Here is a 22,463-nt window from a genome sequence, read left to right as displayed (position 1 = left end):
GGAGACATGTTGTCTACATTAAAAAATGGATTCCCCACGAATGGAGAATCCATAATTCACAACCCATATACTAAACCTTTTGCACTCTAGAAGTTCGAGCCGACTTACGGCTAGTCAAATCTATTTTACGCTGCAAAATCCCGAGTCCGATATCCGCCACAATAGCGAGGAGTGCAGCTGGGATAGCGCCAGCAAATATACGCAGTGAGTTGTTACTATTCAGTCCTGCATAAATTTCCCTACCCAATCCGCCCCCACCTACAAGTGGTGCTATCGTTACTACACCAATAGCGATTACAGCAGCGACTCTAAGGCCAGAAACAATGTACGGCAATGATAATGGAAACCGCACTTTCACAAGCAGTTGCAGTGGACTCATACCAATCCCTCGGCCTGACTCTAAGTAACTAGGATCAACCTGTTGCAATCCGACATATGTATTACGCACGATCGGATTAAGTGAATAGAGAAACAAACCCACCATTACCGTTTGTGTACCCAGTCCAAGCCATAACATCAGGATGACAAGCATCGCAAGGCTAGGAACAACTTGTAATATGTTCGTAATAAACAAAATGATTTTAGCTACCCACTTGCTCTTGGAGCATAATATTCCTAGCGGAATACCTACAATTACAGCAAGTCCAAGGCCGATTAAAACCATTGTAATGTGTTGGATAAAATACTCCCACAACAATCCTTTGTTCCGTTCTACATATGACCAAAAATCCATAAATGTTAATGATTTCTCTTTCATGGTTCCCCCTCCTTTAGCTCTTTATTAAGCCCTTTTTCTTGAGATATTCCAGTGCAACCTCACGTTCGCTCCGTTTCTCAATATCCACCTGATAGTTCAGTGAGATCATTGTATCTGCGTCCAAAGCTCCAATGAGGGGAGAAATCAATTTTTGTACTTCTGGATGTTTTTCTAACAGATCCTTCCGAAGTACAGGGCTTGCATCATAAGGAGGGAAGAACTGTTTATCGTCCTCTAATGTTTGTAATTTATACGCCTTAAGTCGAGAATCTGTGGAGTACGCTAAAACGATATCCACTTGTTTATCAGCTACAGCACTATAGACAAGACTCACTTCCATAGGAAAAACTTGTCCGAATTTAATCCCATAAGCCTTGGAGAATGCAGGATACCCATCTGTACTTCGCTCAAGCCATGTCGTATCTACTCCCAGCTTCATCGAACCCATATCTTTTTGTACATCCGAAATTTTCTTGTATCCTTTCGATTCTGCAAGATCTTTACGAACGGTAAATGCATAGGTATTCTCAAAGCCAAGTGGCTTTAACCATGTAAACTGAAAATAACGATCAAATCCCTCTTGTGCTTGTTTCAAAACTTTCTCCCGATCTTTTGTCTCGTCAATTGGAAAGTGATTATTAAAAATCTCGCCAGTATACAATGTAGCCATCTGCAAATCATTACGTTTCATTGCATTGATAACTAGAGAACTAGATGCTAGATCAGGAATAATATTTACCTGGATATCCGTTTGGTCTTCAATAAGAGCTTTATACATTTCGGCTAGAATTTTCGTTTCCGTATACGTTTGCGTTCCAATCGTCAGCTGATTGTTCTTTCCACAGGCTGTAGTTAGCGCTGTTAACACTAATACACAGCACATCATCAATGTAAATTTAATTTTATGCATTCGTATGGTACGCAGTTTCATCATACCCTTTCTTATGAGTCTAGGATTCCCCGTGCTTTAAAAAGCACAATCATACGACGGATGTACGCGTCTGACGGTAACGCCGAGTGAGCCATCCTTCCAGAAGGCCAAGCAGCAAATCCGCAACCAACGCGAGTAGTACAGCGCCAATTCCGCCAATGAAAATCATCTCAGGCTTGTTCACGCCCAGACCTGATACAATGAGTTGTCCCAAGCCTCCAGCTCCAATTAATGAAGCCAATGTTGCCCAACTAATAATATATACGGTTGTTATTCGAATACCCGACATGATATATGGCAGAGATAAAGGTAATTGTATTTTCAGAATGACCTGAGCAGCGCTATACCCCATCCCTTTTGCAGAATCAAGCACATTCTTGTCAACCGACTGGAAACCATCATACGTATTTCGTAAAATCGGCATGAGTGAATAGAGCAGGAGTGCAAGAATAGCTGGTTTCATCCCAATACCAAGTAGCGGAATTAATATCGCTAGAAGCGCTAGGCTAGGAACAGTCTGGAATAGATTGACGATAAAGAACACAATGCTGTTCAGCCAACCAATTCGGTTATAGACCAGCAAAATACCAAGTGGAACTGCGATAATCGTTCCTAGCACCATCGCAGAGAGAGACAAGGTTAGATGCTGCTGCAAAGCTTTTAATATATCCGGGTACCTTTCCGTAATGAAATTCCAGAAATCATTCATGCTACTGCCCCTCTCCATCAGAAGCAGACCGAGATGCATTCGGATATACATCAGCCAAGTGTTTGACTACACTACCTCTTGTAATAAGTCCAAGAAAACGGTTGTTGCTATCAACAACAGGGAGATTACCCAATTGGTGATTATCCATGATTTCAACGGCATAAGATAACGAGCTACCCGATGCTACGGAATATTGGACAGGTACCATAACATCTGCCACCGTTTTTCCTTCTTCTCCATATTGATCAAGCACTCGATAGATGGAAACCGCACCTCTTAACATTTTCTCACGATCGACAATAAGTAGGGAATCCACTCGCTTGGCTTCCATCATTTTAATTGCCTCTGCAAGTCCACGACTTGGGAAAGCAGTAACTGGATTTGTAATCATCACTTCATCCACTAACGGTATTTCATACGTGCTTTCACTTTGCAAACGCTTCTGACCGATGAAATTACTTACAAACTCATTAGCAGGGTGTCGCAAAATGCTCTCTGGTTTACCCTGTTGAACCACTTTTCCATCTTTCATCAGTACAATGGTATCTGCAATCTTGATCGCTTCATCCATATCATGAGTCACAAAAATAATCGTCTTATTCAATTCAAGCTGTAACCGAATCAGCTCATCCTGCAACTGTTCACGACTAATCGGATCCAGTGCTGAGAAGGGTTCATCCATCAGAATAATATCTTGATCCGCTGCAAGCGCACGAATAACGCCAACCCGCTGCTGTTGTCCACCACTTAGTTCGGAAGGGAAACGTGTACGGTACACCTTATGATCAAGACCAACCATATCTAGTAATTCATCAACTTTTCGATCTGTCACGTCTTTATCTAGCTTCTTTAGATTAGGAACAATAGCTACATTTTTTCCAATGTTCATATGTGGAAACAATCCAACGCTCTGAATGACATATCCAATATCACGTCGTAATTCAACTGGATTCATATCAGCAATATTTTTACCATTGATAAGAACTTTGCCTGAGGAAGGTGTATTTAAAGCATTAATCAACTTCATCGTTGTCGATTTTCCGCAACCACTTGGTCCAATCAATACTGTAATTTCACCTTTTTTAAACTCCAAATTAATATCATGCAAAGCATGAAATCCGTCGTCATAAACCTTATTTACCTTGTCCAGCACAATCATCTAATCGCCCCTTTAAGTTCCATTATCTATATTATGTGGAGCATTCGGCATATCATCCATTTGAACTCAAGGCATTTTTACTAAGTCGTTCATTATGTACCGCGCAATATTGGTAAAGAAAGATATGTCAAAAAAGCGAATATCGCCACCTGAGCACCTAAACAGAAAGGAGCTGCAAAAGGGATATTCGCCGATATCTTGCGTTCATTTTATGATTACAACCACATTGCTCTCACTAGGCTCACAGCCACTAAATAGTGCTATACCTTGCGGTCTTTTTAGAAAACGAATATGTTGCCCCTTGATGTTAACAAATGGATATTACCTTCAGCTTAGAATATTTACCCAAACCTCTTGATAATGAAACATCCCATTGTCAGTTACACCAAGGTCATTATTTTCTTGTTCCTCTAGTCCAGAATCCACCATGAAGCTGACTAGGCTCACTAACAACGATAAAAGCTCTAGGATCTACATCAATAACCGATTGATATAATTTCTTCTGATTTTTTCGCTTGGATAGTACCTCAAGAACTAAACGATCTCCATCACGGCCACTTCCTAGCCATGACGTTACCCCATAACCAATATCACGTAGCTTGTTGGCTATATCACTTTGCGGGTCATTTACAATAACCTTCATCGTTATGTATCCCAGCGCAATTCTTCCTTCAATCCATGAGCCTACAAGTACACCCAAGCCATATCCTAAAGCGTAAACCATTAAGCTTACAGGCTGATTAACATATTTAAGAACAATGCTAAGCCCTAACACATAAATCGTGATTTCAAACATACTTAAAACGGCTGCCAGATACTTTTGACCTTTGAGGGTAAAAATCATCCGTAACGTAAAAAATGTAACGTACACAATTTGAATAAAGAAAATTGAAACTAAAATTTGAAGCATGCGGGTTCCCTCCCATGGTGTCCCAATTTGTGCAGATAAAAAGCCTATCCATTAAATTAACCTTAATCTACTCTTTTCTATACATCAATGCACATAATAAAAAGATTGCTTGTTCTCTTCGCCTTAGCAAGGATACAAGCAATCTTAATTTTCACTACATTTTAGAACTGAGCATTAGCCTATTCCAAAAATTTTCTTGAAGCGTGTAAACATTCCCTTTTTCTGATCCAAATGCATCAGGGGTACGGTATCACCCAATATACGGCGAGCAATATTGCGATAAGCAATAGCAGCCTTGGAATCCGGATTCATCACGGTTGGTTCACCACTATTGGCGGCTTTAATAACATATTCATCATCAGGAACGATACCAATTAAATCAATATTAAGCACTTGCAGCACATCTTCCAAATCTAACATATCCCCGGATTTAACCATATTCGGTCTAATTCGGTTCAAGATCAGCTTGGGCGATTGAATAGAAGCACCTTCCAAAAGTCCAATAACGCGATCCGCATCGCGGACAGCAGCATTTTCCGGCGTTGTGACTACAATGGCTTTATCCGCACCTGCAATGGCGTTCTTGAATCCCTGCTCAATTCCAGCCGGACAGTCAATAATGACATACTCATACTCTTTCTTAAGCTCTAGTATGATATCTCTAACTTGTTCCGGTGAAATCGCATTCTTATCTTTGGTCTGGGCAGCTGGCAACATGTACAATTCATCGAATCGTTTGTCTTTGACCAATGCCTGATTCAATCGGCAACGGCCTTCCGCCACATCGCATAAATCATAGATGATCCGATTCTCCAGTCCCATCACTACATCTAAATTACGCAGGCCAATGTCGGTATCTACCAGACACACCTTTTTCCCGAGTAGCGCAAGCGCGGTTCCAATATTCGCAGATGTGGTTGTCTTACCCACACCACCTTTACCAGAAGTAACGACGATAGCCTCTCCCATGTCTTACACCCCTTTAAACACGTTAAAATCACGTCGTAGCCGGACGATATTAGTGATTTTGTCAATTTGCATCGCATTGTCCTGCAAATAGGCAAACTCCATACTCGTCTCACGGGTTTCCCATTCATCTGGGGGACGACTGATCTGTTCAGCAATTCTCAGCTGAGTCGGTGCAAAATGGGAAGCGGCAATAATCGCCTCTACATTTCCACTGACTCCTGCATGAGCCATTCCCCGCAGTGCACCTAAAATATAAATATCCCCGGAACAGGTTATACATCCTCCTGGGTTTACATCACCTAAAAACATTAAATCACCTTCATGATGCAAAACCTGACCGGAACGTACCATTCCACTCATTATGGTTATTCCACTGTCCTTCACAGCTGCTTCCGGATCTTCCGGAATTTCGACTGATCGAATCAGCAGATTGCCCTTTTGCTTTAAAATATCCAGCATCTCTTGTTTCTGTTCTTCCGAAATATGCCTTGTACCAAGCTTAAGATCCACATGGATAATGGGTCCCGTTAAAATATTCTGATGACTATGCTCTAATTTATAGCGTAGCTCATCTAACAGTTTCTCGAAATTGCATTCGTCGTCAAGCAGGAATACCAGGCCATCTTTGATGCCCTTAATCGTGACGTGATTAGATTTAACAGCCATATGCCTGTCCCCCTATCTCCATACATTTCGAGCCTATACGCTCAAGTTCCTGCCTGGAACCTATAAATGCGGGGTAACCTAGGCAGCCTTCTCCCGTTTAACCCGCTTACTGAGCTGCTCGAGCTCTTTTCGAAGAGGAACATAAATCAATAATCCAAATACAAAATGCACAATAAGGTCTGGAAGGATGTGATGCAATAATGACCAATTATAGGATATTTGCGTTAACGAGAACACTCGATAAATACCAAACAGCATACTATCAAATAGTAGGCTGCCTAGAATAACCACAGTCATCATCAGTGGCATTGGCGCACGTGGCGTCTGAAAGATGAATCCCATAATATAAGCCGAGAAACCCATCACAAAAGAATAGGGACCAATCATATCTCCATAATATACAACATCATGGATTAAACCGAAAACAATACCAAGAATAAGTGCGGTATGCCTGTGATGATAAACGGATACGAACAGCAACACAATAAAGACAAGATTCGGTGAAATCGTAGACTGCCATGAACCTGGAAGTAACCAAGGCATGAGCGCCCCTTCTAGAATAAATAGCAGAAACAGCAGCAATATCAGAACCTGTTTGCGTACCATACTATTCCAAAACCTCCGGTGTAAAAACGACAAATAGCTGTTTCCAGTCTTCAAATTTGGCCTTAGGTGTAATAATAGCCTCTTTCGTTTTACCGAATTTCCCAGCTTGCACCTTGTCTACTGTTCCAATGATTAACCTTGTGGGAAACGATCCCCTGCGCCAGAAGACACGATTTCGTCTTTCTCAGCTATCGGATCATCCTCGGCAATTCGTGTCATTAGCAATTTCCCTGTTGTTGGATCATAGCTAGCAACCGTCCCGAACGTTTTATTTTCCTTACCAACCGCAGTAGCAGAAATCTCGTTAGACTTTGGACTTTTAGCATCCATATTCGTAATCAATTGCACTGTGGAAGAGAAATTACTCACATTACTGATTACGCCTACTAGGCCATCTACTGAAATGACGGATTGTCCTACTTTAACGCCGTCACGTGAACCTAAATCAATAACCAATGTTCGATTAATTGTATCCGGATTTACACTGACTACCTGCGCGATATGCAGTTGATAACTATTCTTGTTCATTTGATGTTGCTTAAACTGTAGATCCTTTTCGTACTGTGCATTCTTGGCTTGTATAAAATTATAGTTAGCCTTGTCACGCGTATACTGTGCGAGTGCAATTTTGAGTTCTTCATTTTCTTTGTAGATATCCTTCATATTACCGATATCTTTAAACAAGCCCGCTACAAAGCCAGCGGGCTTATAAAACACATTTTGTACAAATCCTACCGTATCTCGCATAAACCGTTCTGGCCAAGATAAAGACGCTCTGGGATTCAAGGTAAATCCCATAAGCGCAATAAACATAACGAGTCCGATTAGAATAACAAACAATCTTTTATTACCCAGCATCTTAAACAGTTCCAACACCCTCTAACATCTCTGATTTCTCTCCCATTATCAGGGGTTGATCCACGGGAAATGCAGCTTAACGTCTAGAACGAACTGCCGAACTGCTCCGGGATTTAAACAAATGAATATTCTCCAATGCCTTACCCGTACCGATGGCTACGCAATCCAATGGGTTCTCCGCTACGATTACAGGCATACCGGTTTCTTCAGCAAGAAGTCTATCCAAGTTACGAAGAAGGCTCCGCCGCCTGTAAGTACAATACCACGGTCCATAATATCTGCAGCAAGCTCAGGAGGACATTTCTCAAGCGTCACCTTACAAGCTTCTACAATGGCATTTACCGTATCTGAGAGAGCTTCACTGATCTCATCAGAAGTGATTGTAATCGTCTTAGGTAGACCTGTAACGAGGTCACGTCCACGAATTTCACTAGTCTCTACCTGCTCTAACGGGAGAGCAGAACCGACTTCCATCTTTAATGTTTCTGAAGTCCGTTCACCAATCATTAAATTATATTGGCGTTTCACATATTGAATAATGGACTCGTCCATCTCATCTCCGGCAACTCTTACCGAACGGCTTGTTACGATACCGCCAAGCGAAATAACTGCCACTTCTGTTGTACCGCCACCGATATCAACAACCATACTTCCTGTTGGTTCCCAAACTGGTAGATCTGCACCAATAGCTGCTGCAAACGGCTCTTCAATCGTATAAGCCTCACGTGCTCCAGCTTGCTTGGTTGCATCTTCAACAGCACGCTGCTCTACAGCAGTAATGCCTGAAGGTACGCACACCATCACGTTCGGATGACGCTGAAACATAGAACGTTGCTTCTGAGCTTGACGGATAAAATATTTAATCATTGTAGCCGTTGTATCAAAATCAGCAATAACTCCATCTTTCATCGGACGGATTGCCCGGATATTACCTGGAGTACGTCCAATCATTTTCTTAGCTGACTCACCTACAGCTTCAATAGTTTTCGTATCTGTTCTAAGTGCAACAACCGAAGGTTCTCTAACGACAATACCTTTACCACGGACATAGACAAGCGTATTCGCTGTCCCCAAGTCAATCCCTAAATCTTTCGTGAAACCACCTAACATGCTGTAATCTCCCTTTCCTTGTCAATCTAAACTATTATATTACATCAAGCCTTGCTCCTTCAAACTGACGAATCCCCCATCTCCGATAATCAGATGATCCAGTACATCAATACCCACGATACTACCAGCTTCCACTAAACGAGTTGTCAGTGAAATGTCTTCTGGACTTGGAGTAGGATCACCACTTGGATGGTTATGTGCACAGACAATGGATGCACTGCTGCACTTCATAGCTGCACGAAACACCTCGCGAGGATGAACAATGGAGGCGTTCAGACTGCCGATCGAAAGCGTTTCTTGAGCAATAATGTGATTTTTAGTATTCAAAAACAAACAGACAAAATGTTCTTTTTGCAAATATCGCAACTGCTCCGTAAGAACCTCTGCTGCATCATGTGGACTCCGGATTGTAACCGGCCCGTCCATTCTTGTAGCTCCCAGCCGTTGTCCAAGTTCAATCCCTGCTTTGAGCTGTATCGCCTTGGCGCTGCCAATGCCCTTGATGGCCACGAGCTCCTCGATACTAAGATCTACAAGATTTCGTATACTGCCTACCTGCGTCAGTATTCGCTGAGCTAGATGAACGACTGACTCCTGACGTGTGCCTGTACGTAGCAAAATAGCTAATAATTCTGCATGGCTCAAAGCACTTGCCCCATATTTCATCATGCGTTCTCTAGGTCGTTCTTCATGGGGGAGGTCACGCAACATATATGTTTGCGACTCCACAGATTCCCCTTCTTTCCCTTCACTCAAATCTCATCCACTACTTAAAGAATGTCGATTCCGAACTCAGATAACATATCGGATAACATCGAAACTGGCAGTCCCACTACGTTAAAATAACAACCTTCGATTCGATCCACTAAGGTGGCTCCAAGGCCTTGAATGCCATAAGCACCGGCTTTATCGCTAGGCTCACCGCTCTTCACATAGTTTCTTATTTTGGCATCAGACAGGGTCTTCATGGTAACGGAAGTCACCTGATGGCGCACAATCGTTTTGCCGTTCATCGCGTCAATACAAGCGACTCCCGTATATACATTATGGGTTCTGCCCTGCAACGATTTCAGCATGTCTATAGCATCCTGATCATTCGCCGGCTTACCAAGCACCCGATCCTCCAACACAACAATCGTATCGCTGCCAATAATGACAGCATTTTCTTCCCTTTCTGCAAATGCAGGATAGACTGCCTCAGCTTTGCGCAAAGCCAATCCTTCTACAACTTGTGCAGGTGACCAATCCTCAGATGTACTTTCATCTGCATGGCTAGGATAAATCTCATAAGGAAGACCCAGAGAGGCAATCAGTTCCTGCCGTCTTGGTGATGTGGATGCCAAAATAACTCGGCGTGAATGGTTTGATTTCAATGAAAGGATCTCCTTTTTCCGGTCTAGAGTCTGCGATACAGCCACACGGAGACGATGATGCCGATTAAACTCAACAGACTCAGTTTCATTTGAATAGTAAAATCGTAAACTAGAATATCCAAATTGGCATGTGGCGACCATTTGATCATAGTCGAAGTGGTTAGAAAAGAAAGAGCTTGTACAGGTTCAAGAGCCTTGGCAATCCACGCTCCCGTGAGCCAGCCAAGCAACAAAAACAATAAAAGTATCCCTATGTTCTTTTTCATTCTTCTCTTCCCTCGCCATAATTTGACACCCACATCATTATACGGTTATTTCATCATCAATACAAACAGAAATCCGATATGGGGAACTATTTCCATTTCCATACCGGACCCTGATTATAATTATTTTTCCAGTGAATTCATGAGTTGCTTCTGTTCCATAATGTATTTCATCATACTAGATTGCACTTCCCAAAGGTGACCTTTCGAACTATTTTTGTTATATTCTGTCAAGGCAGAGAGTGCACTATTCATGGATTTCTCTAACGTTTCGACACGATTAGCCTCTTGGCTGCCCAGACCTGTCTGCAATAATTTAACGGATTCTGTCCACTTCTGATGGAGATTTATTAATGCGGTTGTCTCTTTGTTGCTAAGCGCACCTGGGTTGTCCTGTCCCAGCAGTGAAGCCGAGGTCTGAGTAAGAGATGCAATTAATTCATCGCTTACAGCAAAATATTGATTAAGATCATCCGATGTTCCGTTAAATCTCAAAGCCGTTGGAGCAGGGGTAGTAACTTCTCTAACATAGAGTTCCATACCCTGGGTTTTGAGCTGACCACTGAGCAGCTTAGCTTGCTCCCGGTCGGGGGAGACGCCAGCATAAACACGATTTTCTTGGTCATTATCTCTACCAGCCGCTATACCATACTGTTGAAGTTCCTTTACCGCTTGTTCAGCCCTGTCCGCACTACTGAACACTCCATACTGTAGCATGTAATAAGACTGAGGCTGAATACTTACCGAAACCGGTGCTGCAAGCCCGGATGCATCAGGATTACTAGGCTCGTTACCCTCTTTATTTATACTTACAGTCTGCTGATTGGTATGAACGGGAATCTGCGTATCTGCTCCGGTTTTAAAGAATGAAAGAATTACAAAGCCAAACAACGCACCTGTAACAACAGCACCCGTAACTGTACCGGCTACCTTCCACCAGGAAGAGGGACTGCGTGGACGATAAGAATTCCCATGCTCTTCTACTCCGTCCAGTAACTCGGGACCTTCAAATTTATCTTCCCATTCCATTCGTCCTGAATCCATAGGGGTTATATCATAAGGACCGGCCTCATCAAAATGATTATAACCCGGTTCAATTTCATCATCTGAAGAGGGTGTATTTATTAGGATGCTGTCCCATTGTTCGTCACGAGAAAAAGGATCTTCCCATCCTTGTACTGGCTGGTAATCACGTTCAATTTGTCAGATTTCCTTGGATAAATATCATTTTTTATCTTTGTTCGCTGCGTCCGCTCTAACCGGGGGACATCCTGACGTTCTTCAAATGGAGATTGTATCCAGGTTGAATCCAGATCCTCTCCATCTACTTCTACTTCTCTCTTCTCGAGCTGCTGCCGCTGTCTCTCATCAAACCTAAATGTCATTCTCGACTTGTTCAACGCATCCACCTCACCCTTGTCCTTATCTACTATGATATATATGATAGATTCACAGTGGTTATGATTCGGATATGGACAAATAAAAAAACAGCCGCACTCCCATGTTGAGAAGAGTACAGCTGCTTTTTTGATGAAAGAATTATTATTGATGATCCTTGTTTAAGTTCTTTGCAAGTTCTGCGCCAACTTTCCAGATATCCCCCGCACCCATAGTGAGCACTACCACTCCAGGTTCAAGTCTTTCTCTGAGATCATTCAGCACATCTTCCTTGGTAGGTAAATATCTTGCACTTGCGTTGCTATTTTGTACAATCAAGTCCACGAGTTTAGAGGAGTGAACGCCCTCAATCTGTTTCTCCCCCGCTGGAGAGTAGATGTCCGTAATAATAACTTCATCTGCTTCACTAAAGGCACGGCTAAAGGCATCTAGCAAAAAGAATGTACGCGAATAGCGTTGAGGCTGGAACACAGCAACGATCCTTTTTCCTGTTGCTTTGGCCGCACTAATTGTTGCTTCAATCTCCGTTGGATGATGAGCATAATCATCGATCACCAGAATATCATTCACCTCTCCAAGCACTTGGAAACGGCGTTTTGCCCCATTAAACCGAACAATACCTTTAACAATCTCCTCGAATGGCACTCCAGCTTGTAAGCAGGAGATAACAGTAGCCATCGCGTTGTAGACATTATGACGCCCAGGAACAGATAGTTCCACTATACCCAGCGTTTGTCCTTTATGTTTCATCGTGAACGATACACAGCGATCTCCTAGAACAAGGTGGTCTGCTACATAATCCCAATCTCCCGTAATACCGTAAGTAATAACATTGCTCTGAACTTTAGGTAGAATTGACTGAATGTTGGAATCATCTCCGCAAACTACAGCCGTTCCTTCAGGTCTAATCTGATTCAGAAACTGAATGTAAGCTCCCTTCAGATTCTCAAAATCACCATCGTAATTTTCCAAGTGATCTGCTTCAAGGTTCGTTACAATGCCCATCCATGGATGGTATTGTAGGAACGAGCCATCGCTTTCATCCGCTTCAGCTACAACAAAATCACCTTTGCCCGCTTTAGCATTCGTTCCCATATTCATAATCTCGCCGCCGATAATATACGTAGGGTCAACACCACACTCCTCCATCACTAAAGCAATCATCGAGGAAGTCGTTGTCTTTCCATGTGCACCTGCGACAGCAATACCTTTACGTTCGTTAAGTAATCTAGCAAGCATTTGCGAACGGTGAAGAACTGGAATATTTAACTGTTCCGCCTCGACCCGCTCTACGTTGTCCTTAGATAGCGCTGTAGAATATACTACGATATCCGCACCATGTACCTGCGCTGCTGTATGCCCGATATAAATCTTAGCGCCCTTAGCAGTCAATTTTTCAATTAATTCCTGGGAAGCCACATCTGAACCCGTGACGGTATATCCCATCTCTAATAAAACACGTGCGATGGCGCTCATCCCGTAGCCACCAATACCTATAAAATGAACATGTTCCGAAGTATTCAACAGTTATTCACCAACCTTTTTCAGAATCGGTTTGACCAAGTAATGCAGCCCGCACATCTGCAATCAGGTACAGCGTGCCGGAGACTACAGCGAGATCATCCGCTTCTGTCTGTGACTTTAATAGTTCCAGCGCGTTGTTCCAATTCGGTTCCACCATTATTTGCAAACCTGGTTTGCCGTGAGAATGCTTCAGCCGCTCCACAATTTCTTGGAGCGCACTAGCGTCCATTTTTTTACGGAAGTCCGGCTCGGTCAGGATAAGCGTATCCACTATTGGAAGTATATGCTCCAAATAGGACTCATGATGCTTATTAGACAGCATTCCCATCATCAAATTTAAATGTTTATATTCATAATGCAGACTTAAGCTCTTACTTAACATCTGCGCGCCCTCTGGATTATGAGCTCCGTCTAGTATAATGCGGGGTGAAGTCGATATTTCTTCCATTCGTCCCGCCCAGAACGTTTCACGAAACCCTTTGAGCATGTCCTCTTTATCCATCACAAAAGCCATGTATTGTCTGAGTACTTCAAGCGCCATCATCGCACCAGCAGCATTGTCGATCTGATGCTCGCCCTTCATAGCAATCTCTATATCCATCTCGCGGAAAGGTCCTTTGAAATGGAAAGATTGATATGATTCTACATCACCGGTACGTTCATATGTAAACTGTTCGCCGGCTAAATACAAGGTAGTCCGACACTCCGCAGCTTTTTCACGGATCACCTGAATCACTTCCGGTTGGGTCACACAACTAACCACTGGAACGCCAGATTTAATAATTCCTGCCTTCTCCGTGGCGATTTGTGTAAGGGTATCCCCGAGCACATCCGTATGATCCATACCCACATTTGTAATGACCGAAAGAACCGGATGCACGATATTCGTTACATCCATCCTTCCCCCCATACCAGTCTCCCATACAACAATATCAGGTACACATTCTTCGGCAAAATAAAGGATAGCAAGTGCCGTGGACACTTCAAACATGGTTGGCGAACCAAGGTCTGTTGCGGCAATTTCCTTTACCAAAGGATGCAATCGATTGGATAGTTCAAGGAGCATTTCTTCCGGAATATCCTCATTATTGTACTGAAAACGATTCGTGAATTTCGTGATATACGGCGAAGTAAAGGTTCCAACTGTATACCCGCTTTGCATCAAAACCTGAGTCAGAAATGCACAAGTCGAGCCTTTACCATTGGTACCCGCTACATGAACAAACTTAAGACGACGATGTGGATGGCCTAGTTTCTCCATTAATGCTTCAATCCGGTCTAGTCCTGGACGTATGCCGAAAGGAATCAATCCATTAATCCAATCAGCAGCTTCTCTGTACGTGTGAAGAGGAGCTGTTGTAGCAGCTCCTACTCGTTCTCCCATGCTCATTCACCTTCTGATGTATATTATGTGTCCTTAACCCTTCAGCTCTTCGATACGAGCAAACACTTTACTGCGTTTATCGGAGTAATCAGCCAATTTCGCCTTTTCTTCATCGATTACTTTCGCAGGCGCTTTAGCCACAAAGCCTTGATTACCCAGCTTCTTCTCAATTCGCTCCACTTCATTGTTGAGATTCTGGATTTCTTTCTCTAAGCGAATGATCTCCTGACCAATGTCAATCAATCCAGCCAGTGGCAAGAACAACTCTGCACCCGTGACTACAGCAGTCATTGCTTTGTCTGGAGTTGGTAGATCGGTGCCTACCTCGAAACTAGAAGTGTTACAGAAACGCTGAACATATATTTCATTACGCTTCACAATTTGAAGAACCTGTTCATCACCAGCTTGAATCATCAGTTCGATCTTCTTGCTCATCGGTACATTCACTTCTGCACGGATATTCCGAACTGCGCGGATAACATCCATAAGAAGTGCCATTTCACGAGCAGCTTCAGCGTTCTCAAACTCAGCGTTATATTCAGGCCAAGCCGCAAGGGTAATCGTATCACCCTCATGCGGTAGATGCTGCCAAATCTCCTCGGAGATAAAAGGCATAAATGGATGAATTAGACGCATTGTACGATCCAGAACATAAGCCAGAACAGACTTCGTATTTTTCTTCGCTTGTTCATTCTCACCGTAAAGGGAGAGTTTAGCGAACTCAATATACCAGTCACAAAGGTCATCCCATATGAAATTGTATAACAGTCTACCTGTTTCTCCAAATTCATAGCTATCCATGAGACGTGTAATGTCACGTGATGTTTCATTTAGACGATGCAAAATCCAGCGGTCCGCTGTACCAAGATCACCACTGATATCGATATCAGCAAACGTAAAGCCTTCTAGATTCATTAGAGCAAAGCGCGAAGCATTCCAAATTTTATTAGCAAAATTACGGGCCTGCTCCACTCGTTCCCATCGGAAACGCAAATCTTGGCCTGGCGTACTGCTCGTAGAGATCATATAGCGCATAGCATCTGCACCATACTTCTCAATCACGTCTAGTGGATCTACGCCATTACCAAGAGATTTGGACATCTTACGTCCTTCAGGGTCACGAACTAAGCCATGCATCAGCACGTCTTTAAATGGTATTTCGTCGGTAAATTCAAGTGCTGTAAAAATCATACGAGCTACCCAGAAGTAGATAATATCGTAACCTGTGACAAGCACGCTAGTTGGATAGAATCGTTTCAAATCCTCCGTATCATCTGGCCATCCAAGTGTCGAGAAAGGCCATAAGGCAGAACTGAACCAAGTATCCAGTACATCATTATCTTGACGAATCTCAGTACTACCGCATTTCGAACATACCGTTACATCTTCTTTGGATACATGCAGCTCTCCACATGAATCGCAATAATACGCTGGAATCCGATGTCCCCACCACAACTGGCGTGAAATGCACCAATCGCGTACGTTTTCAATCCAGTTTAAATAGATTTTCTCAAAACGATCAGGTACAAAATTAACCCCTTTACCGTTTTTCTGTGCTTCAATAGCTTTTTCAGCTAGAGGTTGCATTTTAACGAACCATTGCGTAGACAAGTATGGCTCTACAACAGCGCCTGTACGCTCGCTATGACCTACCTGATGCACGTGATCCTCTATCTTGATCAGAACTCCTAGTTCTTTCAAATCCTGTACGATTTGTTTGCGGCAATCCGCACGGTCCATACCTTCATATTTTCCTGCCAGATCGTTCATGGTGCCAGTCTCATCCATCACATTCATTTGTGGAAGGTTATGACGCTGACCAACTTCAAAGTCATTCGGATCATGGGCTGGCGTAATCTTAACGGCACCACTACCAAATTCCTTCTCAACATACTCATCAGCGATAATAGGAATTTCGCGGCCAACGATAGGAAGAACCAGCATCTTGCCAATCATATCCTTGTATCGTTCATCCTTAGGATGAACCGCCACTGCTGTATCACCAAGCATCGTCTCTGGACGAGTGGTTGCAACAGTAATATGACCGCTTCCATCTTGAAGGGGGTAAGAAAGATGGTAGAGATGACCCTGTACTTCCTTATACTCAACCTCAATATCAGACAACGCTGTACGAGCTTCAGGGTCCCAGTTGATGATGTATTTACCACGGTAAATCAGGCCTTTATTATACAGCTTGATAAAAACCTCTTTAACCGCACTGTTCAGTCCTTCATCCAACGTAAAACGTTCTCTAGAATAATCGAGAGAAAGGCCCATGCTTGCCCACTGTTCACGAATGGTGTTCGCGTATTGATCTTTCCAATCCCATACCTTCTCTAGAAACTTCTCACGGCCCAAATCATATCGAGAAACTCCTTGCTCACGCAGTTTTTGCTCGACCTTAGTTTGAGTTGCAATACCTGCATGGTCTGAACCTGGCAGCCACAATGCATCATAACCCTGCATACGCTTTGTACGAATCAGGATATCTTGCAACGTAAAATCCAAAGCATGTCCGATATGAAGCATACCGGTTACGTTCGGAGGTGGTATTACAATGGTATACGGCTTCGCATCAGGGCGCTGTCCAGCCTTAAAAAACTGACCATCCATCCAGTATTTATACCACTTCTGTTCAGCTGCTTTTGGATCATACGTTGTTGGCATTTCTGCCGTTGTTTTATTCTCTTGTTCAGTCATAATTAGCATACCTCCATTACATGATCAGCATTGCCAAAAACACAAAAAACCTTTCGCCCTCAAAGGACGAAAGGTTATTCTCTCGCGGTACCACCTTTGTTTCGCGAATCGGTTAACTATACCTAATAACCCTGCAACAGGGAAATAGGCCGCACGACCTCACGCGACACTCATACAGATAACGGCTGCAACCGGTCATATTCTAAACCTTATCAACATAAGGTGCTCAAACAGACAACTCCGGGGTGACTTCGGCCAGCTGTATCCTGCGGAATCTCTCAGCGTAACAATTCCGCTCTCTGAAGGGCAATACCGCCTACTCTTCCCGTTCACAGTTATTCTCAAAATATATATTACATCATAACTTGCTTGATTCGGTTAGTCAACTTACCCTCTTTCCTTATGTATGTGCTATATCTAAAAAGAACCTGACGTTTCTATACGCCAGGTTCCAAGATCGAACTTCCTTTTGAACTACAGATCAAATGGAACTGCCGATTTTTATGGAATATAAAGAATTTGTCCTTCTTCAATGGTTTGTTCCGAAAGACGATTATATAGCAGAAGCTCACGAGTGCTCAGTTGATATCTGTCGGCAATCGTCTCAATCGTTTCCTCACGTTGCACGATACATAGCCGCATTTTACGGAAAGGAGTCTTCTCCGTTAGACCAAGAAAACGATTCTTCCATTTCACGTCTTCCTCCGAGGCTTCACGTTCGCGCTCTCGTTCTAACTCCACTGCTTGCAGCTCTTCTTGGGCAGCTTGGTCCTCCAGTTCCTTTATCGAACGGCTTGATGACAGGAGTGACGAAATACCAATGGCATCCTTTTCACTTTTGGCATCTTCCCGTTTACTACCTAGAGCAATACGAGGTTCACGTTCTTCTGGATGTTCCTCTGCTTGCAGTACATCTGGTTCGTTAAATGCATTAAAAGGTTGGGCGGGTTCGGCAATAGGATCACGACCATCCGTCCCAAAATGATTGACCCCGGTTAAGGAAATATGATGTTCCTCTTCAGGCTCAGCAGGAACAGCCGTGTGCTCAGGATGAAGAAGCTCCGTCTCATCCTCATGTTCAAAATGCCAAGTATCGCTTACATTCACTCCGCCTTTACGATCGAAGGATTCCTTGTCCGTATGTACAGCGGATATCCCTGACTCTGCGGAAACGTCCACTGCAGGAGAAAGGATCGGTTCGGCGAAATCTTGCCTTGGTTCAACCGGTGCCTTTTGATCACGCTCTACAGATAAGATAAAGCTGTCTTCAGGATCTGTTAAACTTGTTGTAGACAGATCTTCAAGCGGACTCGGAGAATGAACCACCGTAAATTCATCATCAACCCAGACTGCCTGTTCGCTAGCAATAGATTCGATGCCACGTAAAGACAGTACTCCGGTAATGTTCAGGCTTCGCTCAGACAGAAGATCAACATCAAAATTTTCAATCTCGACTGCAATTTCATCCAGCGAAGTCACGCGGTTTAGCGGAACTGTAATTTCGACCGGAATCCAATGTTCCAATCGTAATGTACCGTCCTCCTCTCCATCGCCTCTGTACAATCCGGTTAGTAATAGATGACCACGGAGCGCAGCTTGTTCGTCCTTGCTAATCACTTGAATATGCGGAAGCAGTTCAATTTCCTCAAGCTCAGCAATGCCTGCAGCATCCTCAGAAAGTTGAATACGTTCATAGATATCAAAACGCAAACCGTAGGACTGGTCAAACACAGGTAATGTCCTCCTTTCGGCATATTTCTAACCATGAGCGTGCTCATGGCATGAGCCCAAAATCATTACTCATTTGATGTATATGCTTTAAAAAGGAGTGCATGCCAGTTTTACCATTATCGTTTCATTTACGAGTTTAAAAGTTGTTCTAGTTCAATCATATCGTTAGGCCATGGGTCCACAACATCTATCATTTCACCTGTAAAAGGATGTTCAAAAGACAATTGTTCTCCATGTAGTGCCTGCCGAGAAATAAGGGCATCATAGCTCCATACAGTGTATCTCCAAGCAAAGGATATCCTGCATGACTGAGATGTACACGAATTTGATGAGTGCGACCTGTTTCTAGCTTCAAGCGAAGCAAACTAGCATGCTTATATATTTCCCTATCGATAATATGAGTAACAGCCGTTTGACCTGCAGCGGAAACCCGTCTCCGCTGATTGTGATGACGATCTTTACCAATCGGCTGATCCATGACTGTTAGCTCAGGCGGTATCCGTCCTTCTACAAAAGCCACATACCTACGATCAATTTCTTTAGCACGCATAGCTTCGTCTAAACGTAGCTGCGCCCATTCATTCTTCGCATACAGCACAGGACCGGACGTGTACAAATCAAGTCTGTGTATGTGGCGAACAGCCATCTGTTCCCCTTGGCTCTCATAGTATGCAGCTACCGCATGATCTAACGTAATTTCACCATTGCGACCGTCAGGATGAATATTCATTCCTGCTGGCTTATGAACGACAAGACAAAAATCATCCTCATATAACACGTTAAGCTCATACCATATTGGATCAATGCCTGCGGGACGAACAGGAAAAAGCGCCAGCCTAAGCCGGTCGCCTCTCCATTCGATCCCTTTATCTGTTTGCAGCTTTCGCAGTAGCTTCTCTGGTAAGCCTAGAACATTCAATAAAAAGTCCTCAACCGCACCCTCGCGGTCAGGAGCCCCCGCTATCTTCTTCCCGGGAACAAGTTCAAGCCACTGTCCACGACGTGTCCAATCCTTTGGCCGACTCACAGATTCTTCAAGGCGTTGTAGTTAGCTGCAATCGTAGCATCAATATCCTCAATGCTGTGAGCAGCCGATACAAACATGCCTTCGAATTGGGAAGGGGCTACGCTAACACCTTCTTCAATCATATTGCCGAAGTAGCGAACAAAACGCTGAAGATCACTTGTCTTAGCCGTATCATAATTGACGACAGGTCCCTCTGTGAAGAAAGGACATACCATTGAACCTACACGGTTAATCGTTACTGGAACGCCTAACTCTTTAGCATTTTTCTCCAATCCGGCTTGAAGACGTGCAGCGCGACTCTCAAGTTGTGCGTATACTTCTGGAGTCAACAATTGAAGTGTTGTATAACCTGCAATCATCGCAAGCGGATTTCCGCTAAGCGTTCCTGCCTGATAGATCGGACCCGAAGGAGCGACTTGCTCCATAATCTCTCTTTTACCGCCATACGCTCCAACGGGAAGTCCACCACCAATTACTTTTCCAAGGCAAGTCAGATCTGGTGTGATCCCGAACAAACCTTGAGCACAGTGAATATCTACACGGAAACCCGTCATTACTTCATCAAAAATGAGCAAGCTACCATATTGGGTCGTTAGATCACGAAGTCCTTGCAAAAATCCGGGCTGAGGTGGAACAACTCCCATATTTCCGGCGATAGGCTCTACGATTACACAAGCAAGCTCTTCTCCAAAGTGTTCAAAGGCAACTTTTACAGATTCCAAGTCGTTATAAGGTACCGTAATGGTATTCGCTGCAACTCCTTCAGGAACCCCCGGACTATCGGGCAATCCCAATGTCGCTACACCGGAACCTGCTTTAATGAGCAAGCTATCCGCATGTCCATGGTATGAGCCTTCAAATTTCAAAATCTTACTACGTCCCGTATAGCCTCGCGCAAGACGGATGGCGCTCATTGTCGCTTCGGTGCCTGAGTTAACCATACGAACGATATCCATGGATGGCACGCGTTCACATACGAGCTTCGCCATTTCCGTTTCAATAAGTGTCGGTGCACCAAAGCTAGTTCCTTTGGATGCTGTTTCCTGAATCGCTGCGATTACCTCTGGATGTGCATGTCCCATAATCAAAGGACCCCATGAACCGATGTAATCGATAAATTCATTACTATCAATATCATAAATGCGAGAGCCCACACCGCGTTCAACATAAATGGGTGTTAGTCCTACTGATTTAAAAGCACGAACAGGGCTGTTCACCCCACCTGGAATATAGTGCTTCGCTTCATCGAAAGCCGCACGTGATTTCTGTTCTGTAGGTCGTTTAGAGTGTTGCTCATATTTATTTCACTCCGCTTCTGTGGGGTTAGTTGGATTAACGCTCCTGCAACCAGCGAGCTGCGTCTTTAGCAAAATACGTAATAATAATGTCAGCTCCCGCACGCTTCATGCCAGTCAGCATTTCTTGTACGATCGCTTTTTCATTAATCCATCCCTGCATTGCAGCTGCCTTAACCATCGAATATTCACCGCTGACATTGTACGCTACGAGCGGTAGATCAAACTGATCTTTAATGGTCCGCATAATATCCATGTAAGCCAACGCTGGCTTGACCATCAGCATATCAGCTCCTTCGAGCACATCGGATTCTGCTTCGCGTAAAGCTTCGCGTGCATTGGCAGGGTCCATTTGATAGGTTTTACGATCTCCAAATTGAGGTGCAGAATCTGCCGCTTCACGGAAAGGTCCGTAAAATGCTGAAGCGTATTTCACCGCATAAGACATGATAGGCACATGTTCAAAGCCTGCATCATCAAGTCCGATACGGATGGCTTGTACAAATCCGTCCATCATATTGGATGGCGCAATGATATCAGCACCCGCTTTTGCCTGAGAAACAGCTGTCTGGACAAGCAGTTCGAGCGAAGCATCGTTGATAACATCGCCATGCATCTGGCCGTCTCTCTCAAATGTGTGCACCATTCCACAGTGCCCATGATCGGTAAACTCGCATAAGCAAGTATCAGCAATCACAAGTAGATCAGGGTACCATTGCTTAATCAAGCGGGTAGCCTCCTGCACGATACCATCTTCTGCAAAAGCGGAGGATCCGATGCTATCTTTTGTTTCAGGAATCCCGAATAAAAGAACGGCAGGGATACCTAAAGCTACAATCTCATCTACTTCTGGCTTCAACGTATCAAGTGAGAAATGATATACGCCGGGCATCGAAGAAATCTCATTGTGTACTCCCTCACCATAAGCTACAAAAATCGGTTGTACCAAATCATTTACATGTAGAACCGTTTCACGAACCATATTGCGAATACCTACCGATTGGCGCAAACGCCGATGCCGTACTAGTGGAAAACTCATGATTCATAACCTCCCAGGTTGTTCATTCATCTAATTGCTGTTGATGCTATGAAA

19 protein-coding genes, 3 pseudogenes and 1 other annotated feature are annotated in these 22,463 nt (G+C 43.7%); all 22 genes and pseudogenes read right to left on the bottom strand.

What is annotated here, in order from left to right; genetic code table 11:
* Positions 1-70: 70 nt before the first annotated feature.
* A complete protein-coding gene (locus JCM16418_RS18930) occupies positions 71-757 on the bottom strand; it encodes an ABC transporter permease (protein WP_052020541.1) in 687 nt (228 codons plus the stop codon).
* Positions 758-770: 13 nt separating this feature from the next.
* Entirely contained in the window at positions 771-1,667 is an 897-nt protein-coding gene (locus JCM16418_RS18925) for a glycine betaine ABC transporter substrate-binding protein (protein WP_036652182.1), read from the bottom strand.
* Between the two features lie 70 nt (positions 1,668-1,737).
* Complete coding sequence (locus JCM16418_RS18920) at positions 1,738-2,397, bottom strand: ABC transporter permease (RefSeq protein WP_036652133.1); 660 nt, start codon at positions 2,395-2,397, stop codon at positions 1,738-1,740.
* Position 2,398: 1 nt separating this feature from the next.
* The gene (locus tag JCM16418_RS18915; protein WP_036652130.1) at positions 2,399-3,556 is read right to left on the bottom strand and encodes an ABC transporter ATP-binding protein; all 1,158 of its coding nucleotides are present in this window, start codon (positions 3,554-3,556) and stop codon (positions 2,399-2,401) included.
* A gap of 394 nt (positions 3,557-3,950) precedes the next feature.
* The gene (locus JCM16418_RS18910) at positions 3,951-4,466 is read right to left on the bottom strand and encodes a DUF2179 domain-containing protein (protein WP_036652127.1); all 516 of its coding nucleotides are present in this window, start codon (positions 4,464-4,466) and stop codon (positions 3,951-3,953) included.
* Positions 4,467-4,640: 174 nt separating this feature from the next.
* Complete coding sequence (minD, locus tag JCM16418_RS18905) at positions 4,641-5,435, bottom strand: septum site-determining protein MinD (RefSeq protein WP_036652124.1); 795 nt, start codon at positions 5,433-5,435, stop codon at positions 4,641-4,643.
* A 3-nt stretch (positions 5,436-5,438) separates the two neighbouring features.
* Positions 5,439-6,101, bottom strand: coding sequence for a septum site-determining protein MinC (minC, locus tag JCM16418_RS18900; RefSeq protein ID WP_036652123.1), 663 nt, complete (start codon positions 6,099-6,101; stop codon positions 5,439-5,441).
* 78 nt (positions 6,102-6,179) lie between these two features.
* Positions 6,180-6,707: a rod shape-determining protein MreD gene (mreD, locus tag JCM16418_RS18895; RefSeq protein ID WP_036652121.1), complete on the bottom strand. Its 528-nt coding sequence runs from the start codon at positions 6,705-6,707 to the stop codon at positions 6,180-6,182.
* A gap of 132 nt (positions 6,708-6,839) precedes the next feature.
* Complete coding sequence (gene mreC / locus JCM16418_RS18890; RefSeq protein WP_306304810.1) at positions 6,840-7,565, bottom strand: rod shape-determining protein MreC; 726 nt, start codon at positions 7,563-7,565, stop codon at positions 6,840-6,842.
* A 76-nt stretch (positions 7,566-7,641) separates the two neighbouring features.
* Positions 7,642-8,675 (bottom strand): annotated as a pseudogene (locus JCM16418_RS18885) (rod shape-determining protein).
* A 39-nt stretch (positions 8,676-8,714) separates the two neighbouring features.
* The gene (radC, locus tag JCM16418_RS18880) at positions 8,715-9,386 is read right to left on the bottom strand and encodes a RadC family protein (RefSeq protein ID WP_172679250.1); all 672 of its coding nucleotides are present in this window, start codon (positions 9,384-9,386) and stop codon (positions 8,715-8,717) included.
* A 59-nt stretch (positions 9,387-9,445) separates the two neighbouring features.
* Entirely contained in the window at positions 9,446-10,048 is a 603-nt protein-coding gene (locus tag JCM16418_RS18875; RefSeq protein ID WP_036652119.1) for a Maf family protein, read from the bottom strand.
* 23 nt (positions 10,049-10,071) lie between these two features.
* Positions 10,072-10,314: a DUF4321 domain-containing protein gene (locus JCM16418_RS18870; RefSeq protein ID WP_036652117.1), complete on the bottom strand. Its 243-nt coding sequence runs from the start codon at positions 10,312-10,314 to the stop codon at positions 10,072-10,074.
* Positions 10,315-10,434: 120 nt separating this feature from the next.
* On the bottom strand, positions 10,435-11,355 hold the full coding sequence (locus JCM16418_RS18865) for an SPOR domain-containing protein (RefSeq protein WP_052020539.1): 921 nt from the start codon (positions 11,353-11,355) through the stop codon (positions 10,435-10,437).
* Positions 11,356-11,435: 80 nt separating this feature from the next.
* Positions 11,436-11,696, bottom strand: a complete 261-nt coding sequence (locus JCM16418_RS18860; protein ID WP_148298863.1) for a hypothetical protein — start codon at positions 11,694-11,696, stop codon at positions 11,436-11,438.
* A gap of 157 nt (positions 11,697-11,853) precedes the next feature.
* Entirely contained in the window at positions 11,854-13,236 is a 1,383-nt protein-coding gene (gene murC / locus JCM16418_RS18855; RefSeq protein ID WP_506329603.1) for a UDP-N-acetylmuramate--L-alanine ligase, read from the bottom strand.
* 4 nt (positions 13,237-13,240) lie between these two features.
* Positions 13,241-14,617 carry a bifunctional folylpolyglutamate synthase/dihydrofolate synthase gene (locus JCM16418_RS18850; RefSeq protein ID WP_036652108.1) on the bottom strand — a complete coding sequence of 459 codons (1,377 nt, stop codon included), beginning with the start codon at positions 14,615-14,617 and terminating at the stop codon, positions 13,241-13,243.
* A gap of 33 nt (positions 14,618-14,650) precedes the next feature.
* The gene (locus JCM16418_RS18845) at positions 14,651-17,317 is read right to left on the bottom strand and encodes a valine--tRNA ligase (RefSeq protein ID WP_036652106.1); all 2,667 of its coding nucleotides are present in this window, start codon (positions 17,315-17,317) and stop codon (positions 14,651-14,653) included.
* A 59-nt stretch (positions 17,318-17,376) separates the two neighbouring features.
* Positions 17,377-17,659, bottom strand: a binding site (T-box leader).
* A gap of 159 nt (positions 17,660-17,818) precedes the next feature.
* Positions 17,819-19,048 (bottom strand): LysM peptidoglycan-binding domain-containing protein, encoded by a 1,230-nt coding sequence (locus tag JCM16418_RS18840; protein ID WP_036652104.1) that lies wholly within the window; start codon positions 19,046-19,048, stop codon positions 17,819-17,821.
* A 128-nt stretch (positions 19,049-19,176) separates the two neighbouring features.
* Positions 19,177-20,075: pseudogene (locus JCM16418_RS18835) on the bottom strand (RluA family pseudouridine synthase).
* A pseudogene (gene hemL, locus JCM16418_RS18830) lies at positions 20,072-21,337 on the bottom strand (glutamate-1-semialdehyde 2,1-aminomutase); the annotation flags it as partial. The pseudogenes JCM16418_RS18835 and hemL, both read right to left, overlap by 4 nt.
* Before the next feature lie 70 nt (positions 21,338-21,407).
* Positions 21,408-22,409 carry a porphobilinogen synthase gene (gene hemB, locus JCM16418_RS18825; RefSeq protein WP_036652103.1) on the bottom strand — a complete coding sequence of 334 codons (1,002 nt, stop codon included), beginning with the start codon at positions 22,407-22,409 and terminating at the stop codon, positions 21,408-21,410.
* Between the last annotated feature and the right edge of the window lie 54 nt (positions 22,410-22,463).

The organism is Paenibacillus pini JCM 16418 (genome assembly GCF_000576305.1).
Classification (GTDB): Bacteria; Bacillota; Bacilli; order Paenibacillales; family Paenibacillaceae; genus Paenibacillus_AQ; species Paenibacillus_AQ pini.
The sequence above is the reverse complement of the archived record's forward strand: the minus strand, read 5'-3'. Positions and strand labels throughout refer to the sequence as shown.